This is a genomic window from Ancylothrix sp. D3o (assembly GCF_025370775.1).
Classification (GTDB): Bacteria; Cyanobacteriota; Cyanobacteriia; order Cyanobacteriales; family Oscillatoriaceae; genus Ancylothrix.
The window spans coordinates 798,184-816,039 of sequence record NZ_JAMXEX010000001.1 but is presented as its reverse complement, the minus strand read 5'-3'; the positions used below and the strand labels follow the sequence as shown (position 1 = coordinate 816,039).

The window sequence follows — 17,856 nt, the reverse complement described above, 5'->3', positions numbered from 1 at the left end:
AGTAGTTTTATTTAAAAGCTTACTTGCTTTGCTTGGTTCTCTTCTTCACTTCCTCCAACAAAGTTTTATAATCTTGCCGCCCCGGATTTAACTGAATCAACTTTTCTAAAGATACCACAGCTTTATCTGGCTCACCCATTTTCAGCCGAACATTCACCAAACCTTCAAGCGCCACTTGATTATTTGGCTCTCTTTCTAAAACCAATTCATAACCTCGCGCCTCAGCCACTAACGGAGATTCTTGTTCCACCGCTACCCCATTATTTACAGCCGTATTTGGTTGTTTCCAAGCACTGCTAAAAAGTTGCCCCATCCCAAAAACCATACTGCCACCAAAAGATATAACAGATATTATCGCCATCATCTTTTGTTTGCGTTCAATTTGCTTGCGGCGACTTATTTCATACTCTTTTTCTTTTCCCAGAGAAGTCATAGTCAATTTTTTACCCTTATTTTACTTCAAACTACCTTAATCGCTAACCCTCAACTAAGTATTCCCACCTTCCCCCAAAAAACGATCACCGGCAAGTGCCAATATTTTAGATGACATGATTATCGAGTTTATATACGCTGTAGCAAATCCCTGCAAATTACAACGTCAACCAAGCTTTATCATGCTTCTTCCAATAACGAGAAAACCGGCGCGGTGAACTCTTATCCGTCACAGGATAAATTTCAGGATAAACAACCAAATCCACATATTTTTGCACTTCATATTGCCAGCCTTTAATAATATGATTAGGCGTTGCCGTAGTCAGCACTTCCGAAGGTTTATAAGCCTCAATCAATTCGCGCAAAACCGGCACAGTCTCCCCCTTATAAATCTCAATACCCGGAATTTCCAACAAAGACTCATAAATAAACTGAACTCGATGTTTAGAAATTTTCCACTTTTGTAAATACCCCACATCAAACACATAAATCCGAGGCGCATCCTTATAATCCCTAACCATTTGATGGTCAGGATTTAACCCATCTTCATTAAACCAAATTAACGCAGACATCTTGTAAAATTCCGATGAATAAATTTTCGATTTTTAGGAGAAGACTTTTAATTGTCCCCACCGGCCAAATCATTACAGCAAACTACAGCCAACTAAAATATAATACAACTAAACTGATTCAGGTGATCCTATGACCATCGCCCAGACATCTGAACAAACACCCGCAGCAGAGGAAAAATTAGAAGGTTATATCCCCCCACCGACAGATTTAATCTTTGACGACGGAGAACCCTTGGAAAGCAACAGACACCGCATTGCAATGAACCTCCTCATCCGCTCCTTAAAACACGCATGGAGCGAGCGCAATGATTTTTACACCGGCGGTAATATGTTCATATATTACAGCAGTAATCAAGCGCGTAACCGCAACTTCCGAGGGCCAGATTTTTTTGTTGTCTTAGACACCGACGGAACCAGAGAAAGGCAAGGCTGGGTTGTCTGGGAAGAAGACGGACGCTACCCAGATGTTATTGTTGAATTAATGTCTAAAAGCACCGCAAACGAAGACACCGGCCCAAAAAAAGACATTTACGAGCGAATTTTCCACACATCCGACTACTTTGTTTACCACCCATTCCAACCCCAATCTTTACAAGGATGGCATTTAAACGCTCAACAGCAATATCAACCCCTACAACCAAACGAACACGGCTGGCTTTGGTGTGAAAAACTAGGCTTTTGGTTAGGCATTTGGGAAGCCACCCTCGAACGAGAAACCGCTCCCTGGTTACGCTTTTTCGACCCACAAGGCAACCTCATCCTATTACCCGAAGAGGCAGCCCAAATAGAAGCCCAACAAGCCCAAATAGAAGCCCAACAAGCCCAAATAGAAGCCCAACAAGCCCAAATAGAAGCCCAACAAGCTCAACAAAGAGCCACTGAACTAGAAGCCTTACTCAACAGGTATAAACAACAATTTGGCGAACTGCCAGAATAAAATTAGCTGATTAAGGTTCATCTTTCTAAACTCACCAGAAACCGGGTTTTTTAGAAAAGTTCTTGATTTAAATCATCCCGACTACTAAAAAACCCCCTTTCTAATACCGGCCACTAGCGCGTTTAGGTTCCGGTTGAAACTCTCCCCCAAACAAACGCTCAGCCAACTCCTCATAAGAAAAATCAAACGGGTCATTATTACGAGGATCACCAGGTAAAACCGGCCCCGCATAACGCTCTAAATTTTCCCGATTAAAATAATAAGGCTTATTAGAAAAAGTCGAAGCCACCCACTGCCAAGACAAATGATTACTAGAAAAATCCCCATCAATCAACAACCCATAAAACCAATCAGCACCGGCCCGCCAATGAACCTTACGAAAATGTACAACATAACTTGCCAAATACATCCGAGCATGATTATGTAAATAACCCGTTTCCTTCAACATCCCAATAAAAGTATCCATAGAAGGCAGGCCGGTTTCGCCCCGCACAATATCCTCTGGCATCACCCGTTCATGCTTATCCAGAGAAACCTTCGCCTTTTCCAAATCCTGCAAAACACCCTCACCCTCCTCATCATAAACCAAATGAAAAAAAGCCCGCCAAGCCAACTCCGAAACAAAACTTTCCACCGACTTAGACATCGGATATTTTAAAGCCCACTGCCGCAACTCCTCCAACTCCAAACAACCCCGACTAATATAAGGCGAAAGACGAGCCACCTCCCCATTCAAAAAATTACGTTCCTTGCCATACTTCTCAATATTAAACTGATCCAAACGTGCCAAACCGGCCTTCCTTCCCCCTACAAAAGGAGAAAGAGATCCAGGCTCATCCAAAAAAGGAAACTCCTGTTGTAAATACACCGAAACCTCTTCCCTATCCTTTAAATCAGACCGTAACCGCTCCATAAAAAACCCCATCCAAACCACTCCAAAATTATACACCAAAACCCCAAAAAATAATCAATAATAATCCCTATTCATCCGCGTTAATCCGCGTTCATCTGCGGTTAAAAAATCATGTATTGGTACACCGGCCAACTCATCAACAGCAACAAAATAGAACTCCCAATCAACGATCCAGCCCTACTTTATGGAGCAACAATTTTCACCACAATGCGAACTTATCAAAACAACCTAAACCACCCCCACACCAACTGGAAAAGCCACCAAAAACGCCTCCAAACAAGCCTAGAAACCCTAGACTGGCCGCAACCCGACTGGCAACAAATTGAAAAAGGACTACAAACCCTCATCCCCCACTGGCCGGTTCTCAGAATCACCATTTTTGCCGACAAACGAGAACTGATCACCGGCCGGCAGATACCCCCAGACCTGGAAAACCGCGCCACAAAAGGAATCACCGCATGGCTAAGCCAAAACCCCAACCACAGCCGCACCCTACCCAACCACAAAACCGGCAACTACCTAAGCGCATGGTTAGCCTTACAAACCGCCCAAAAAAATAACGCCAGTGAAGCCATCCTCACCGACAGCCAAGGAAACTGGCTAGAAACCAGCACCGGCAACCTTTGGGGATGGAAAAACAACCAATGGCACACCCCACCAGACACCGCCGGCATCCTACCCGGAGTAGCCAAACAACAACTCCTCAACTGGCTAAAAATGCCCCCAGACACTCAACCCTGGACACCCGAACTTGTCTGTCAATTTGAAACCCTAGCCTACACAAACTGCGTCGTCGAACTCATCCCTATCCACACCGTCCTCACCCCAACCGGCCCCCTTAGCTACAACCCCCAACATCCCGCAACCCACGCACTCAAAAAATATTGGTTGGGATCTTAGGTTTTTTTAACCCAGAGGGCTATGGCAGTAAAATCTCCAAAGCTTTTAACACAAAATAGCCAAATTAAGCCGAGGAGTTTTCTTTTAATTCTTCAACTAGCTATAGAAGTTTATAGCGAACCTAAAGGCTGGTCTTGTTGGGATAAAATAAACGAGCTAAGCGGGTTTGAGGACTGCAATCCTTAGCAATTTAAGCCAAATACCAATGCCATTAAAAATCAAGTATAAATTATTACTTCTCAAGATAGATTTTAAGATTACTCTGGCTTCTTAGAATAAAGATTACATTCGGATCGAGTCCCACTATCCCGTTATTCGCCCTAGACAAAAATCTCCGCACCGGCAATAACGATCACAGAATTTCCTGTAAGGGGATCATCTAAACAGTAATAAAAACAAAACTTATATAAAAATCGGAGGATCTGATGGCAGATAAGTCACAATTTTTTTATCCTCGTAGCCGTTATTATGGCTCAGTCAAACCAGAAAACCTCGTATTCAATGCCAACCTACAAGAATTTGCCCAGCGAGTCAGCTACCTCGCCAATTTAGAAACCAACGGCAAACTTTCTCCTCAAGAAACCTATAAAGAGATCAAACAACTCTGGAAACAGCTAAAAACAAGCAAAAAGCAGTTAGGAATAGGTGAAGAACCCTTTGGCGACGAAATCAGCCAAGCTTAACTGGGAAAAAGTCCATCTCTACCTCCAGAGAGATCCACCCTCGGCCTGATTGCCACTATATTAATCACATAGGCGTTGTCCCCCACAACGCCTGTGCTTAGAAATCACAACATTTATTAAGCCTAAATACAAAAAAGCCAGCTTACTGAACAAGCTGGCCGATGTAAATTTCTTCTAATTACGTTGTCGTCTTAACAGGAGGATTACCTAAACTGCGCGTTCCCAAGCGAGCAGCGGGTGTTTTTCTGTTAATTTTTCGTATAACCTTATTGTAACCGAAGACACGAATATTTTGTTACAAAACTTGATTAGTTTTTTCGGCAAGCTGGCTGAGGTACTGTAACCCTTTCTGAGGGCGACCCCAGACAATTCGCTCGTGTTTGTACACCACCATTCCCGGTTTAGCACCTTTCGGTTTATACACAAATTTAGGTTCGGTATAGACCACCGGCACTTGTTCGCTCAACCGGCCCTTACTATAATAAGCCGTCATATCGGCGGCAAACTGCAAATCAGCCTGATCTGCAACAGCCCCCGGAGTCACCCGCAGCAAAGTATGGGAACCGGCAATTTCTTGAGTATGAAACCACAAATCATAATCACCGGCCAGACGAAAACTCAGTTGGTCATTTTGACGGTTATTTCGGCCAATCAGTAATTCAAACCCCCCCGGACTTTGGTAACGATAAAAATCAGCGCCTTGGGTTTGGGTTGGAGAACGATATTGCGTAGCTTCGAGATATCCGCCCGAAATTAACTCGTCTCGTATTTCTTCTAAAGCTTGGAGATCCGTCGCCTCCTGGTAAGTCTCAATGGCAGCCAGCGCCGAGTCTACTTGTTCGAGATAATCGATTTCCGCTTGCACTTCTGCCAAAAGGGGCTCAACGGCTAAACGAGCACGTTTTAGTTTTTGGTGCCGGCGATACAAAGCTTGGGCATTTTGCACCGCATTTTTGTCGGGTTCCACAGCAATTTTGACAGGCAAGCCGGTTTCAAAGTCTGGCAAAATAATTTCCTTCATTCCTGGTTGCCATACTTGCAAATTTGCCATCAGCAAGTCTGCATCCTGCCGGTGTTTGTCAGCATCCGCTGCTTGTTCGAGGCGTTGTTTAAAACCATTGGCTTTGACGTGGAGTTTTTGCAATAAATTACTTAACTTTTGGCTTAACTGATGACGCAGTTGTTTGAATTCCTGCAAGTTTAACTGGCCGGTGTAATATTCGTTGAGCAATTCATTCACCGAAGCGAAAGATTTTCCCTCCACCCAACCCAACACCGAGTAACCTTGTTCAGTCATAACTGGCTGAAACTCTTTCTGCTCAAGGGCTTGTAACCATTTTTGCCAAAAGCCGACCAATTGCTCGTATTTTTCCTCCCTAAGCTGGTTGGTGGGGGTTTCCGGGTCAATACCGGCAGCGTTGCACATTTCCCGCACCAAAGACGAACTTAAACCACGATAATTTTTTAGCAACTGCCGCACCACCGGCCCAGGAATCAAGGTAATGCGTTCTTTCCAGCGTTCAAAAGCCTCGTCTAAACTCGGTATCGTATCTGTCAGCGCTGGGGGAAGTTCGTAAGGCTGGCCGGTTAAAATTGGACGCACACTTGATTGTTGTTCATTAACTTGGTGAGCAGCCGTAACAATGAGGTTCTCTTGGTTACAGAGAATGATGTTACTGCGTTTGCCCATAACTTCCACATACAGATGCCATAAAATCGGGTCCCCAGGCCGGCGGGCAAATTGCAAATCTAATATCCTCTCCCAAGAGGCAATGCTCTCGATAGCTACCAAGGCTAAACCGCCGAGTTGGTGACGTAGCTGTTGGGAAAACGTAAACGTATCGGGAACGCGAGGCGGAGGGTTGCCGGCGCACAGGCGAGCGGCTTGGGGATGGCAAGATATTTCTAGCCATCCGCGACCTTTGAGAGTGCGGAGGCTTGTGACGATGGTGTGCCGGTCGCGCTGGTACACTTGTTCTAAACGGGCCGGTAGCCACAAAGAACGCAACTCTGAACACACCGCAGTTAAAGTCGTAAAATCAACAGGTTGCACGGCTAAAGGTTTTGGCGATTCCAAAAATGGACAACATCTTCCATGCTGGCAGATTGTGAGCCAAAGTTGCTTGCTCTCAAAATCGGTGAAGGTTGATAAACAGATTCTAAGATAAGCAGCAAAGATGTATTTAAAGAACCGAGCACGATGTCACCCATTACCATGAGTTGCCGGTATTTTTGAGCCTCCGGCCACGTTTGGACGGCGCTAGACAACCAAAAAAGCCGAAAAAAATCTAAAAACTCTAATTTGCCTAAAATTTAGGCTTGTGGGTCAAGAATCTAGGGGATAGGATTGGAATGATCCTTAAGTAGCCTTCAAGCGAACAGGACAAAATTTAAAGCGTGAGTCGGTTACACCGGTTCTTGCTATTGGTTAAAAAGTTAAAGTTTTTCGACCTACGGCTCAGCCGTAGCGTGTGTTATGGACAATCATATTCAATTGATTAATATTGGCTTTGGCAATATCGTATCGGCTCACCGGGTGATTGCGATTGTCAGTCCAGAGTCTGCTCCTATTAAGCGGATCATTAGTGATGCACGAGAGCGAGGTCAGCTTATTGATGCTACCTACGGGCGGCGGACACGAGCGGTTATTATTATGGATTCGAGTCATGTGATTTTGTCGGCTATTCAGCCTGAAACAGTGGCTAACCGCTTTGTTATTAGCAAGGATGGACAAACGGTGAGTTAGGTTTGGAAATTTTTTGCACTCGGTTGGGGTGGCTGTTTTTTAAGCGCGGATGTTAGGCGTAGCCGCGCGTAGCGCTACGCGGAGAATGGCGGCTGAAAGCTTGGTTTCTCTTCGCGGCGGCTAGGCTTCAAAATACAGTAAGCACCCCAGAGTTAGCAGCCTACAGTAAACACACCCCACTACGCAGTCCCCCTGGCCGGTTGCTCGAAATACCCTACCCATTGCAAGATGGGGGGGAGAGTTTTAGACAGATAACGAGGATTATGGAAATCGGTAAGTTAATTGTTTTGACAGGGCCAAGTGGGGTAGGCAAGGGGACGTTGTTGAGAGCGTTACGTCGGCGTCATCCTGAGTTATATGTTTCGATATCTGTCACGACTCGTACTCCTCGTGAGGGGGAGGTTAATGGCAAACACTATTATTTTATTGACCGTAAGCAGTTTGATAATTTGGTGGCGGCTGGTGATTTGCTAGAGTGGGCTGAGTTTGCCGGCAATTGTTATGGCACTCTCAAAAGTCAGGTAGAATCTCACATTAATAAAGGTGATTGGGTAATTTTAGAAATTGAGTTAGAAGGTGCAAGACAAATTAAACAGACGTTCCCTGAAGCCCTACGGATTTTTATTTTGCCTCCTACTTTTGATGAGTTAGAAAAACGCATTCGCGCTCGCGGTCAAGATACGGAAGAGGCAATTTTTAGACGTTTGGAACGGGCAAAAGAAGAAATTGCGGCAGCGGGTGAATTTGATTTGCAAATTGTTAATGATGATTTAGAGGGCACTTTAGAACACATTGAGGGGGCGTTGTTTGTGCCGGTGGGTTGTTGATTTTTTGTAGGTATTTAGAAATCCGGTTTGTTGGGGTTTCTTGCTATTGTTTGTAGGGATACCGCTAGGGGTTCCCTACATTTGTTTTTACAAGCTGTCGGGATTTTCCCCTAGTTCTCGCAGCCGTGCTGCTAAACGTTCAGCACGTTGGGCTTCGTGTTCGGCACGTTGGGCTTCCTGTTCAGCACGTTGGGCTTCCTGTTCAGCACGTTGGGCTTCCTGTTCAGCACGTTGGGCTTCCTGTTCGGCGCGTTGCTGTGCTGCTTCTTCTGGGAGGAAAACGAGGTTTCCTTGGGTGTCGTAAAACCTGAGCCAAGGGGCGGTTTCTCGGTCAATGGTGCCTTCCCAGGTTCCCAGCCAAAAGCCTAATGTTTGACTCCAAAGCCGGCCCTGTTCGTTGGGCTCAAGGGGTTGGTAGTGGTGAGCCGCATCCAGACTCCAGCCTTGTAAGGTGTTGGGGTTAAAGGGGTCATAGACAAAGTAATCTCTGGTGCGAAAAGTACGCTCGTAGAGATGTTTTTTGTCGTTTTTGTCGATATTGGCTGTGCTGGGGCTCATTAGTTCTACGATGGTGTCTGGGTAGCGCCCGTTTTCTTCCCAGACGACCCAGCCTTGGCGAGTTTGGGTGCCGTCTACGTCGAGAACGACGAAGAAATCTGGCCCTCTAAAGTCGCGGTTACGGGCTTGTGCGCTGCTGTAGTAGATGAACATATTTCCGCCGGTGAAGTAATCTTGCCGGTCGGCCCAGGCTTGCTGTAGTGAACGTATGAGGACGTTCATGGCGATACGGTGGCGGTTGCTTTCCAAGGGTTCCCCGTCGTCAAAGATTAGGTCTGTGGGTGGCATGGGGGGTGTCCACCAGTCGTCTTGGGTTTCAGGGGTTGTGGTTTGTGTTACCTCAACGTTCATGGCACCGGCTCCCTACGCATGAGTTGATTTTTTCATCATAAATGATTTTTGGGGGTTGATTGGTAAGGATTTTGATGTTATGGATGGGGGTTTATTTTTTGCAGGGGTTGGTGGAAATTATCAGAGATAAATAGCTGGCCGGTTTAATTTCTCTAACCTGATGGTTGTTTAAGGTTTTCTGAAGATGAGTGAGTTTAGGAATGTTTTTCTAGGAGATATTGGGCGTAATGCAATATTTCTTTTTTTAGAGATTCTGGCATTTTGAGGAGAGTTTTAAAAATCTCTATGTCAATAACTCGATGGAATTGCTTTTTAGCTGTGCCGCAATTCAGGCAAAGGCGGGTTGGACATAAAATATAGCCTGTATTATTACTGGTTGTCTCATCACTTCTTACTTTTCCTCTTCTAACTCAAGCTGCCAGTTTTCTTCTGATATTTCTGCGGTTTGTATTGCTTTAATACAGAAACTATGGATACGTTTTGCTGATAAAGAAACTTCGATAAAAGCTCCATTTTTAAGTCTCCGCCATTCTTTAAATCCTTTTTCATCCCATGCCACAAAACCAGGGAATTGTTCTACAATATCTTGAAACCGCTCCGAATCAAAATCCGCAATAGTATTTAAGGTTAGTTCTAAAACATCTCGCCAGGTTTTCACCACCTCTTCTTGACCAAAAATACGCAATTTTTTCGGTTTGCGACCTGTGATGTTATGGAGAGAAGGCTCTTCAGGCGATTCTTCCCCAAAATAACTCCAAATTTTTAAAGCAATATCAGCCAAATATTCACCCCGTGCTTCTATGTCTTCTTGGCACCAACTTTGCTTATCACCAAAACATTTATTTAACTCCAGGTTGCTATCTTGAAAGTGAGTTCGCTTCTTCAAAAAATCAGCATTAGAAAGCTCAGAATTATAGCCAGTTAGCGTTAAGTTACCTAAAGTATGTAGCAGTAACTCATGGGTGATCTGGCAATCTTCTCCTAAGTGTTCCTTCCACCAATCCGTCAAACTCTGGGGCATAATATGCTCAATAGTAAGCCCTTTTAAAGCAACTTTTTCTTTGTGATTAAAAGATTCTTCTATAGATTCCAGAATCAACCTTGCCTTTTGTGTGCGATTTATTCCGTACAGTTGCACATCCATTAACCTGTCTTTAAACTCGCTATCTTTTGGATATTTCTGTTTCTGGAGAGCTAATTTTAAACGCTCTATAAAATTTGATTCAGCCAAATTGGAATCTTTGCTCACTTGTGAATAAAGCAAAGCAAACAGGCGATTTAAACCTCTGGTTTGAATATTGCAAACAAAACGCCGTAAAACGAAGTTTTCTATAATTTTTAAAATTATAAGAAATTCGTCTTCAGTTATTTTGCTTTTTGCCCAATCATCATAGCAGTTCAAAAGAAATGGGTAGACTGTCCCTACTTCTAGGCTATTTAAGCGCAAAAGATACTTACGAACTTCCTCCTTTTCTTCACGGTTTGGATCCAAAAGTTTTGCATAGTATTCTGCAAAAATCGATAAATCTTTAAGGTAGAGAACTGGATCACCTTTAGAAATTCGGTCTTTAATCTGGAAATAAATTTCACCTTTGTTAACTACTGATCCACTTTTTGTTAAGTAATGGCGAATAAATTCCGTGAGGTTATCCCCTAAAAGTTCCTGCATTGGTAGCCAGTATTTATCATAAATAGATTCTTGATTATTTACCTCAATTTTCATAAAAAAGTAGTTCCGAATCAGATCCGCTTGGGTTAACAACTTTCCTTTGGCGTTTAAACTTTCAAAGACAAGATAAGGATCGTCATCACTATTAAGAACAACGCTTACAAGCGAAAAATTGCTACATATAACTTTTTTTAATTTTTGAAAATCTATTTTGCTTAGGTGCAATTTCTTTTCAAAAAAGCCATAAGATTCGGAAATACCGTTTTTCTCAATTGGGGTTTCAGACTGAATAATTCGGTAGAATGCTTCTCTATCTACCTGTGTAGGCTGAATTTTATAAAAATCTAAGCCTTCCTCATACTGGTTTACTAGAATAGTATTCTGAATTTGATCTGCTAATTTTTGATCAACCGGCTTGGCTTTATCCCGCAAAGCCGCAAGTAATATAAAAATTGTTGTTATGCGTTGTTGTCCGTCGATTAAAATATATTTGGGACATCCTCCGGGCGCAGAGTCTGCCGGCATCGTTACAATGGAACCCATAAAATGAACACGGGGATTTTCCTGTTCACAGAGGGTGATAATATCATCCCACAACGCTTGCCACTCAGATTTTGTCCAACTGTAAGCTCGCTGAAACAATGGGACAACGTATTGTATTGTCCCTTCGATAATTTTTTGTAATTTTTCTTCAGAGGCTTTCATTGGCGGATCTCCTTAACTAAGTTAGAGATGTTTGATTAAAAAAACCGCAGATGTAAGGCAGGCAGGATGCCCGCCCCACAAATAAAAAGCCGGCGTCTTTTTGAAAAGCACCGGCCTAAAAGAAAGAGAATTTAGAAAATAATTAACTTCACAACTTGATATACCAAATACGCCGCAACACCACCACCAACACCGCCAACTAAAAAGCCGGTTGCAAAATCTCTCCACCCTTTTTGCGTTTTAAAATCTTCTGGCACTTGCGGTGTCGTCACCGTTTCCACCGGCAAATTAATATCCAAAACCGCCGCATAAAGCGACAAAGCAAACGTTAAAATTATCACCACACTAATTGTTGATAACAACCCGATAAAATCCGCAATTGTCGTCTCCCGCAGCGGATTAAACCAACAAAAAGGCCCAAACAAAAAATAACCATGCGCCATCCCTACTTCTAAACCCCGCCGGGACGCCGATAAATTCTTTCTATAAGCCGGTAAACTATTAATAAACTTCAAAGTCCAACCAGAAGCATTCACCGGCGTAGCCAAATTTCCCACCAGCGGATCACCAGCCGGAAACACAACCTCATTATCTCTTGCATCACTCTTTGACTGCATAAACCCTTCCAAATTTAGATTTTAGATTTTAGATTTTATAATTTTAAACAAAACTTTTCAATACTAACGGACTGGGGATTGGTGACTGCTGAGTGAGAGGGAAAAATAAAGTTAAAAATTAGCTAGAACTGCCAAAAAACTAACTTTTAACACCGGCTCTTTCCCTTCCCAATCACCAATCCCCAACCCCCAGTCACCAATCACCTAATTATGGCAGGGGATGGAAAAGCAAATCGGGGAAAAAGCGATTAAATTCAATCAAGAGAGCCGCCGTAAAGCTCAACCAGATAGTAGCCAACACCGGCGCCGAAGACAGAAAACGTAAAAAACCTGTTTGCATGACCAACTCTCCTAAAAACAGTTAATTTTTCAAAACAACCTAGCGAGGCGAGATAGGAATTTCGCTATCTTTAGCATACAACTCGCCGCTCAGGGCTTCTTTAATTGCTGCCAAAGGCCAAATAAACCCAGTCAGCATTTTGCTAAGAGCCAAAGGCACATTGATGATGATTTCGTTTTCTTCGGGGCTATCGCTCTTACGAACATCAATCAAATAAGCCCGACCAACCCAGCCGATCCAACCGGCAATATACAAAAACAAAATGCTAGGAATAATAAAATCCCCTGCATGACTCCACCGGCCATCTGCAATCAAATGAGGCAGACCTTCTGGGCCGCACAAAGCTTGCGAATAACGCTCAAACCGTTTTTGTCCAGACTGCGGATCAGCCGTTGTATTCCGTGCATTTTCTGCCCGCATTTGGAACGCCGGCGACTCACTGCAAGGCACCAAACCAGCCACATTCGGCTCACCGGCAAACGCGGTGGGCACACAAGAGATCCAAAGACCTATGGCCAAAACTAACGCCAGAATTCGTCTCATGGAAGTGTTTCCTTTTGTTAAGAAAAGCAAAGTTTTTTTGACAAAATGCAATGGCCTACTATAGGAGAGTTAATCAAAGCAGTCTGTTGGTAACAGAAACATCAAAGAACCCGCCCGCACATATCAGCAATTGCACTCTTGATTAGAGCATATAATACTCCCCCAAGTTAACTTAGGAAAGATTAAGCTACTAAAAGCAAAGAATCCATTTCACACACATTACCAGTCAATGGCAACCGTTTTAGCAATTGAAACAAGTTGTGACGAAACAGCGGTGGCAATTGTAAAGAATCGTGAAGTAATTAGCAGTATCATTACCTCACAAATAGCCACCCACCGACAGTATGGAGGCGTTGTCCCAGAGGTTGCCTCTCGCCTTCACGTCGAAAGCATCAACCCAGCCATCGCCCAAGCCTTCGCAGAGGCCGGTTTAAACTGGACAGAAATCGACGGCATCGCCGCCACCTGCGCCCCTGGCTTAGTCGGCTCGCTCATGGTAGGTGTCACCACCGCCAAAACCCTCGCCATATTGCACCAAAAACCCTTTATAGGCATCCACCACCTCGAAGGGCATATCTACGCCTCCTATCTCAGCGATACCAGCCTGCAACCACCCTTTTTATGCCTATTGGTATCAGGAGGACACACCAGCCTCATTCACGTCAAAGACTGCGGCGTGTACGAAACCCTCGGACAAACCCGCGATGATGCCGCCGGCGAAGCCTTTGATAAAGTCGCACGCTTACTCGGTTTAGCTTACCCAGGCGGGCCGGTCATTGATAACCTCGCAAAACTTGGCAACCCAGCCACCTATCCCCTCCCCGAAGGCAACATCTCCTTACCGGCCGGTGGTTATCACCCCTATGACTCCAGCTTCAGCGGCCTAAAAACCGCCGTTTTGCGCCTAGTCAAAAAACTGCAAAGCGAAGGCGGAGAAATGCCGGTGAACGACATAGCCGCAAGCTTCCAGCAAACCGTAGCCAAAAGCCTAACCCGCCGCGCCATCAAATGCGCCCTTGATTGCCAATTAAAAACCATCGCCGTCGGCGGAGGCGTAGCCGCCAATAGCGGTTTAAGACAACACCTGCAACAGGCAGCCGAGCAAAACAACCTCAAAGTCATCTTCCCGCCCATGAAATTCTGCACCGACAACGCCGCGATGATCGGCTGCGCCGCAGCAGAACACCTAAATCGAGGCCACACATCCCCCCTCACCTTGGGCGTTCAATCTCGACTTTCCCTTAGCCATCTGATGCAGCTATATAGTAAAACCGCCTAAAACCTCTCAATACCCTTTCCCTCGTTCTGTGGCTCAGCCAGAGAATTAATATAGGAGGTAGCGCCTCCAGTTCCCAAGTAAAGCCACAGAACGAGAAACCCAGGGCTAAAACCGAACTTAAAGACTTAAATTTTTCCCCTAAAAAGTCTTTGTATTCCCAGATCCCGAAATAACCACCATCGCATCACATTCTTAGAACCGCCGGCCTAATAAGCGTTGGCGCACACTTTCAGCGATTTTGTGGCCCAAGTAATCAGGAATTAAACTTTCATTTGGCCCTAGCAGATATAAAATTAAGCGAGTCCGCCCTCGCCAGACAAGCAAATTGGCGTTAACCACCAGCAGATCCTCTTGCCAGATAGCATACATAACCTTATAAAAAAGTCCAGGTTGGTTATCAGCTTCAATTAAAAGAGCCGGTAGGTGAAAAACCGGATCTACATAAAATTCAGTTTCTACATCTTCTAAACCGGCATCGAGATTAAATTCAACAGCCAGCATTTCTTCAACTTCAAAATGGCCGGCCAAAGCTTCTCGAACAGCCCTGCAAACATTTTCAGCAGTTTTATCTGTAAGAGCCTTACCCCCGCGCGAAACCACCAACTTGATAAACACCAACATCGGGGGATAAATTTGGCCATACAGACTAAGGCTGTGAATGGTGAGCCCATAGGCAGCCAAAACGCCAAAAATATCACTGAGTAAAAACGATTGGTTACGATAGGCAAAATGTAAGGCACTTTTACTGCCTTCAGGTCGCAGTTCAATCACAGCTTGCTTAGTTTTATAAAGCTGGTAGGCTAGCTTTAGGTTTTGCAGTTGGATCTCACTGCTGACAAATTGTTCATAAAACTGGGGAAACGCTCGGTTGAAGCGTTTTAGCAGTTCCAGCGTCGATGATTTTAAACCCGCAGCCATAATAAGGGGAACACACGAAAGGCCCAGTCAAATGCACTAAAAGTTAAAAATCCCAGCCGCCTACTATCAAACTCTGTTAAAAAAGTATCGCCCAATGGTTGCTCTTGAGCAGCCACCATTAGCCAACAATTCATAACGAGGAACTCCCACGCTTGGGGGGTGATGCAAACCCAATTAAGCACGCGACAGGTTTGGGCCTGTGCTCAGCGCCGAGGGCAACATCTGGGGGGTTCTGGGAGAGAATAAGACGCACTGGCTTTTTTATCGTATTCCACAATTGCAGTGGTGGGAAAATTTATATATCACCGCCCAGGCTGTAGGAATTTGCCGGCCCCATCGCACAAGTAAGGGTGAAATCTGCTTTTGTGGGTTTTTCGCTTTGTTTTTGATGTTAATTGTCGAAAAATTTAATGTTTTTGTGTTGCTCACCTCTTTCTAAAGGTTAAACTTGAATCACTTAATCAACAACACTGCTCGATACCCCTGGCTGTTTTTTAGGCGGAAAATGCAGCCTCCCACTACCGGCATCTTAATTGCTTGCGAGGTTTGGGAATGGTTTTACCGGCCCGCCAAAATCCTACCAGCGCATCCACCGCGTCGATAGCAAAAGTGATAAAATTGTTGATTGAGAGTCCCTATGCTTTTTTGCAGGGATTGAAGGTACATAGTCCTCTTACCATTACCAAGCCGGCATGGGTTTTTGGAAAAACTTATTTAGCGGTTCTGTTCGCGGAGAGTCGCCAGAGGCGATGGCCTCTTCGGTCAACTATGGAGCTTCAGGCGAGGAATTTCCTCTCGGTGCCGGTGAAGTGTCTTCCCAAACGTTGCCTGATTCCGGTTCTCAGTCGCTCTCTCGCTTTGCGGGATCTAATGTTCGGGTTTTTTTTAGTACCGACCGAGACTTAGACCTCTATGAACTTGAAGAACTTTGTGATGCAGTTGGCTGGTCACGCCGGCCCCTTCGCAAGGTTAAAAAGGCAATTCAGCACAGTTTTTTGGTGGTTTCGATGTGGGAGGTACGCGGGGCCAAACGTCGTTTGATTGGCTTTTGCCGCGCTACGTCGGATCATGCTTTTAATGCCACTCTCTGGGATGTGGTGGTTCACCCCGATTACCAGGGCAAAGGTTTAGGAAAGGCATTAATGAAGTTTTTAATTAAAAAACTCCGCAGTGAAGATATCAGTAATATCACTTTATTTGCTGACCCTCATGTGGTAGATTTTTATCGGACTTTGGGTTTTATGCCCGATCCTGAAGGCATTAAAGGTATGTTTTGGTATCCTGATTAAGGTGAAAAAAGAGTAACTTTTACTTTTAATTTGCACAATATCTAATACGAAAGCCCCGGTTTTTATTTAAACCAGGGCTTTCAAATTTTTGCTGAGCAGAAAATTGTGATAAATTTCTAAAGCTTGGGTCGTTCAGGCGGACGGGATACCGGCGCCGGTGAGGGAGTCTGAATAGTTGGGATATCTCGCGGACGCGAAGCCGTTGATTCTTGGTGTAAAGCAGCGCGGCCATTTTGAATAACGCGCATCATATCACCAAGTTGCTGTTCAATATTTCTTAGCACTCGGTCGGCATACTCATCAGCACCACTGTGAATTTCTCTGGCTTCAGCCACAGCATTTCGCCGCATTTCTTCGATTTCTTGTTGAGCGCTGCGACGCAGACGTTCGATTTCTGCAATAGTTTGATCTTGGGCTAATTCGCACTCTTGCTGTACTTGCGTCCTAATTTGCTCGGCTTCTAATTTGGCTTGTCGCACTAAACCCATTTCATCCAAAATTTGCACGGCTTCTTGTTCAGCCGAAGCAATGATTTCTTGAGCATAGCGTTCAGCCGAGGCGAGAATTTCTTCTTTGCGACGAATAATTTCTTCGGCTTCGAGATAAGCTGCGGGCAGGTTGAGACGCACTAAGTCGAGTTGGTCGAGTACCTGTTCCTCGTCAATAAGGGTGCGTCGGGTAAGCGGGATACGCGGACTATCGAGAACCATTTCCTCGAGCCGGTTGAGTTCCCGCTGGATGTCTAAGCCTCCCCCGCCAGAAACTGATTCATCGTCGGGGATGGGTTCTGTGAGGTCGGGGTTGATTCGGGATGCTTCCTGGCGTAACATTTGGCGATATCTACGGCGACGTGAGGGGGGACAAGATGATCTACTGAGCCACCAAATCGGGCTATCTCTTTCACTACACTACTACTTAGAAAACTATATTCGTTAGAAGTGGCAAGAAAAACGATTTCAATTTGCTGGGATAGAGTTTTGTTGGTATGCGCCATCTGTAGTTCCATTTCAAAGTCTGACAAAACTCGTAAACCGCGCAGCAGCACTTGGGCTTCTCGCTGTTTGGCGTAGTTGACTGTCAGCCCCTCAAAGCTATCAACTTCGAGGTTAGTTAAATGTTGAGTTGCTTGGCCGATTTGCTCAATCCGCTTTTGCACCTCAAACAGTGGCGTTTTGCTAGGGTTTCTCACTACCAACACGATAACGCGCTCAAACAGCTTGCAGCCTCGCTCGATGATGTCGAGATGGCCGTAGGTTATGGGGTCAAAGCTGCCAGGATAGATTGCGATCACGAGGTTGAGGGTGAGTGAGGTTAGTAGTTAGACTACTGCGATTTTTTCTCAAGCGCAAACAATAAAGATTTTACCGGCTGCTGTCTGTGTCCGTAATTACGGTTTTTCAGCTTTTTTGTTTTGTTGCGCTTGTTTGATGTACCCAGAAAGTTTGCCACTTTAGGGTTTTGTTGATATATCTGCACTCTGAAGGCTTTTAAGCCGGTTTTTAGGCGCTTGGTGTTTGCCACGCGCTTCGGATATGTAAAAGGATACTATAGCCGGTCGCTTTTGGGTGTGTTTTTTT

General features: G+C 44.7%; 20 protein-coding genes. 7 read left to right on the top strand and 13 right to left on the bottom strand.

Annotated features, from left to right (window positions below; genetic code table 11):
* Positions 1-19: 19 nt before the first annotated feature.
* The gene (locus NG798_RS03435; RefSeq protein ID WP_261220382.1) at positions 20-433 is read right to left on the bottom strand and encodes a M48 family metallopeptidase; all 414 of its coding nucleotides are present in this window, start codon (positions 431-433) and stop codon (positions 20-22) included.
* A 157-nt stretch (positions 434-590) separates the two neighbouring features.
* Positions 591-1,004, bottom strand: coding sequence for a hypothetical protein (locus tag NG798_RS03430; protein ID WP_261220381.1), 414 nt, complete (start codon positions 1,002-1,004; stop codon positions 591-593).
* A 130-nt stretch (positions 1,005-1,134) separates the two neighbouring features.
* Between NG798_RS03430 and NG798_RS03425 the strand changes: the two genes are divergently transcribed.
* Positions 1,135-1,941, top strand: coding sequence for a Uma2 family endonuclease (locus NG798_RS03425; RefSeq protein ID WP_261220380.1), 807 nt, complete (start codon positions 1,135-1,137; stop codon positions 1,939-1,941).
* Positions 1,942-2,041: 100 nt separating this feature from the next.
* Here NG798_RS03425 and NG798_RS03420 read toward each other — a convergent pair whose 3' ends face one another.
* Positions 2,042-2,854: an FAD-binding domain-containing protein gene (locus NG798_RS03420; RefSeq protein ID WP_261220379.1), complete on the bottom strand. Its 813-nt coding sequence runs from the start codon at positions 2,852-2,854 to the stop codon at positions 2,042-2,044.
* Positions 2,855-2,965: 111 nt separating this feature from the next.
* Between NG798_RS03420 and NG798_RS03415 the strand changes: the two genes are divergently transcribed.
* Both NG798_RS03415 and NG798_RS03410 read left to right on the top strand, forming a co-directional pair.
* A complete protein-coding gene (locus tag NG798_RS03415; protein WP_261220378.1) occupies positions 2,966-3,754 on the top strand; it encodes an aminotransferase class IV in 789 nt (262 codons plus the stop codon).
* Between the two features lie 425 nt (positions 3,755-4,179).
* Positions 4,180-4,437, top strand: coding sequence for a hypothetical protein (locus NG798_RS03410; protein WP_261220377.1), 258 nt, complete (start codon positions 4,180-4,182; stop codon positions 4,435-4,437).
* A 295-nt stretch (positions 4,438-4,732) separates the two neighbouring features.
* Here NG798_RS03410 and NG798_RS03405 read toward each other — a convergent pair whose 3' ends face one another.
* Positions 4,733-6,490, bottom strand: a complete 1,758-nt coding sequence (locus NG798_RS03405; protein WP_261220548.1) for an NFACT family protein — start codon at positions 6,488-6,490, stop codon at positions 4,733-4,735.
* Positions 6,491-6,913: 423 nt separating this feature from the next.
* Between NG798_RS03405 and remA the strand changes: the two genes are divergently transcribed.
* Together remA and gmk are read left to right on the top strand one after the other, a co-directional pair.
* A complete protein-coding gene (remA, locus tag NG798_RS03400; RefSeq protein ID WP_261220376.1) occupies positions 6,914-7,183 on the top strand; it encodes an extracellular matrix/biofilm regulator RemA in 270 nt (89 codons plus the stop codon).
* A gap of 263 nt (positions 7,184-7,446) precedes the next feature.
* Entirely contained in the window at positions 7,447-8,010 is a 564-nt protein-coding gene (gmk, locus tag NG798_RS03395) for a guanylate kinase (RefSeq protein WP_261220375.1), read from the top strand.
* A gap of 87 nt (positions 8,011-8,097) precedes the next feature.
* On the opposite strand, the gene NG798_RS03390 is transcribed toward gmk, so the two are convergent.
* The 6 genes from NG798_RS03390 to NG798_RS03365 all read right to left on the bottom strand — a co-directional run bounded on the left by NG798_RS03390 (position 8,098) and on the right by NG798_RS03365 (position 12,793).
* Entirely contained in the window at positions 8,098-8,919 is an 822-nt protein-coding gene (locus tag NG798_RS03390) for a Uma2 family endonuclease (protein ID WP_261220374.1), read from the bottom strand.
* A gap of 194 nt (positions 8,920-9,113) precedes the next feature.
* Positions 9,114-9,200 (bottom strand): DUF2281 domain-containing protein, encoded by an 87-nt coding sequence (locus NG798_RS27970; protein WP_261220547.1) that lies wholly within the window; start codon positions 9,198-9,200, stop codon positions 9,114-9,116.
* A gap of 110 nt (positions 9,201-9,310) precedes the next feature.
* Entirely contained in the window at positions 9,311-11,293 is a 1,983-nt protein-coding gene (locus NG798_RS03380; protein ID WP_261220373.1) for a DUF262 domain-containing protein, read from the bottom strand.
* Positions 11,294-11,424: 131 nt separating this feature from the next.
* Positions 11,425-11,910 carry a photosystem I reaction center subunit XI gene (locus NG798_RS03375; protein ID WP_261220372.1) on the bottom strand — a complete coding sequence of 162 codons (486 nt, stop codon included), beginning with the start codon at positions 11,908-11,910 and terminating at the stop codon, positions 11,425-11,427.
* Positions 11,911-12,118: 208 nt separating this feature from the next.
* Positions 12,119-12,250 (bottom strand): photosystem I reaction center subunit IX, encoded by a 132-nt coding sequence (psaJ, locus tag NG798_RS03370; RefSeq protein ID WP_261220371.1) that lies wholly within the window; start codon positions 12,248-12,250, stop codon positions 12,119-12,121.
* 39 nt (positions 12,251-12,289) lie between these two features.
* The gene (locus NG798_RS03365; protein WP_261220370.1) at positions 12,290-12,793 is read right to left on the bottom strand and encodes a Photosystem I reaction center subunit III; all 504 of its coding nucleotides are present in this window, start codon (positions 12,791-12,793) and stop codon (positions 12,290-12,292) included.
* A gap of 229 nt (positions 12,794-13,022) precedes the next feature.
* Between NG798_RS03365 and tsaD the strand changes: the two genes are divergently transcribed.
* On the top strand, positions 13,023-14,072 hold the full coding sequence (tsaD, locus tag NG798_RS03360; protein WP_261220369.1) for a tRNA (adenosine(37)-N6)-threonylcarbamoyltransferase complex transferase subunit TsaD: 1,050 nt from the start codon (positions 13,023-13,025) through the stop codon (positions 14,070-14,072).
* A gap of 192 nt (positions 14,073-14,264) precedes the next feature.
* Here tsaD and NG798_RS03355 read toward each other — a convergent pair whose 3' ends face one another.
* On the bottom strand, positions 14,265-14,990 hold the full coding sequence (locus NG798_RS03355) for a hypothetical protein (RefSeq protein WP_261220368.1): 726 nt from the start codon (positions 14,988-14,990) through the stop codon (positions 14,265-14,267).
* A 692-nt stretch (positions 14,991-15,682) separates the two neighbouring features.
* On the opposite strand from NG798_RS03355, the gene NG798_RS03350 reads away from it, so the two are divergent.
* Positions 15,683-16,279, top strand: coding sequence for a GNAT family N-acetyltransferase (locus tag NG798_RS03350; RefSeq protein ID WP_261220367.1), 597 nt, complete (start codon positions 15,683-15,685; stop codon positions 16,277-16,279).
* 116 nt (positions 16,280-16,395) lie between these two features.
* Here the strand turns inward: NG798_RS03350 and NG798_RS03345 are convergent, their stop codons facing one another.
* The gene (locus tag NG798_RS03345) at positions 16,396-17,109 is read right to left on the bottom strand and encodes an ATP synthase F0 subunit B (RefSeq protein ID WP_261220366.1); all 714 of its coding nucleotides are present in this window, start codon (positions 17,107-17,109) and stop codon (positions 16,396-16,398) included.
* A complete protein-coding gene (gene coaD / locus NG798_RS03340) occupies positions 17,022-17,570 on the bottom strand; it encodes a pantetheine-phosphate adenylyltransferase (RefSeq protein ID WP_261220365.1) in 549 nt (182 codons plus the stop codon). Before coaD ends, NG798_RS03345 begins: the two co-directional genes overlap by 88 nt.
* Between the last annotated feature and the right edge of the window lie 286 nt (positions 17,571-17,856).

What these genes read in the sequence shown, in the direction of transcription:
- tsaD (WP_261220369.1), top strand. Translation starts at nt 13,023, where the DNA reads ATGGCAACCGTTTTAGCAATTGAAACAAGTTGTGACGAAACAGCGGTG.
- NG798_RS03365 (WP_261220370.1), bottom strand. Translation starts at nt 12,793, where the DNA reads ATGAGACGAATTCTGGCGTTAGTTTTGGCCATAGGTCTTTGGATCTCT.
- psaJ (WP_261220371.1), bottom strand. Translation starts at nt 12,250, where the DNA reads ATGCAAACAGGTTTTTTACGTTTTCTGTCTTCGGCGCCGGTGTTGGCT.
- NG798_RS03380 (WP_261220373.1), bottom strand. Translation starts at nt 11,293, where the DNA reads ATGAAAGCCTCTGAAGAAAAATTACAAAAAATTATCGAAGGGACAATA.
- gmk (WP_261220375.1), top strand. Translation starts at nt 7,447, where the DNA reads ATGGAAATCGGTAAGTTAATTGTTTTGACAGGGCCAAGTGGGGTAGGC.
- remA (WP_261220376.1), top strand. Translation starts at nt 6,914, where the DNA reads ATGGACAATCATATTCAATTGATTAATATTGGCTTTGGCAATATCGTA.
- NG798_RS03430 (WP_261220381.1), bottom strand. Translation starts at nt 1,004, where the DNA reads ATGTCTGCGTTAATTTGGTTTAATGAAGATGGGTTAAATCCTGACCAT.
- NG798_RS03350 (WP_261220367.1), top strand. Translation starts at nt 15,683, where the DNA reads ATGGGTTTTTGGAAAAACTTATTTAGCGGTTCTGTTCGCGGAGAGTCG.
- NG798_RS03390 (WP_261220374.1), bottom strand. Translation starts at nt 8,919, where the DNA reads ATGAACGTTGAGGTAACACAAACCACAACCCCTGAAACCCAAGACGAC.
- NG798_RS03420 (WP_261220379.1), bottom strand. Translation starts at nt 2,854, where the DNA reads ATGGAGCGGTTACGGTCTGATTTAAAGGATAGGGAAGAGGTTTCGGTG.
- NG798_RS03355 (WP_261220368.1), bottom strand. Translation starts at nt 14,990, where the DNA reads ATGGCTGCGGGTTTAAAATCATCGACGCTGGAACTGCTAAAACGCTTC.
- NG798_RS03415 (WP_261220378.1), top strand. Translation starts at nt 2,966, where the DNA reads ATGTATTGGTACACCGGCCAACTCATCAACAGCAACAAAATAGAACTC.
- NG798_RS03410 (WP_261220377.1), top strand. Translation starts at nt 4,180, where the DNA reads ATGGCAGATAAGTCACAATTTTTTTATCCTCGTAGCCGTTATTATGGC.
- NG798_RS03375 (WP_261220372.1), bottom strand. Translation starts at nt 11,910, where the DNA reads ATGCAGTCAAAGAGTGATGCAAGAGATAATGAGGTTGTGTTTCCGGCT.
- NG798_RS03425 (WP_261220380.1), top strand. Translation starts at nt 1,135, where the DNA reads ATGACCATCGCCCAGACATCTGAACAAACACCCGCAGCAGAGGAAAAA.
- NG798_RS03345 (WP_261220366.1), bottom strand. Translation starts at nt 17,109, where the DNA reads ATGTTACGCCAGGAAGCATCCCGAATCAACCCCGACCTCACAGAACCC.
- NG798_RS03435 (WP_261220382.1), bottom strand. Translation starts at nt 433, where the DNA reads ATGACTTCTCTGGGAAAAGAAAAAGAGTATGAAATAAGTCGCCGCAAG.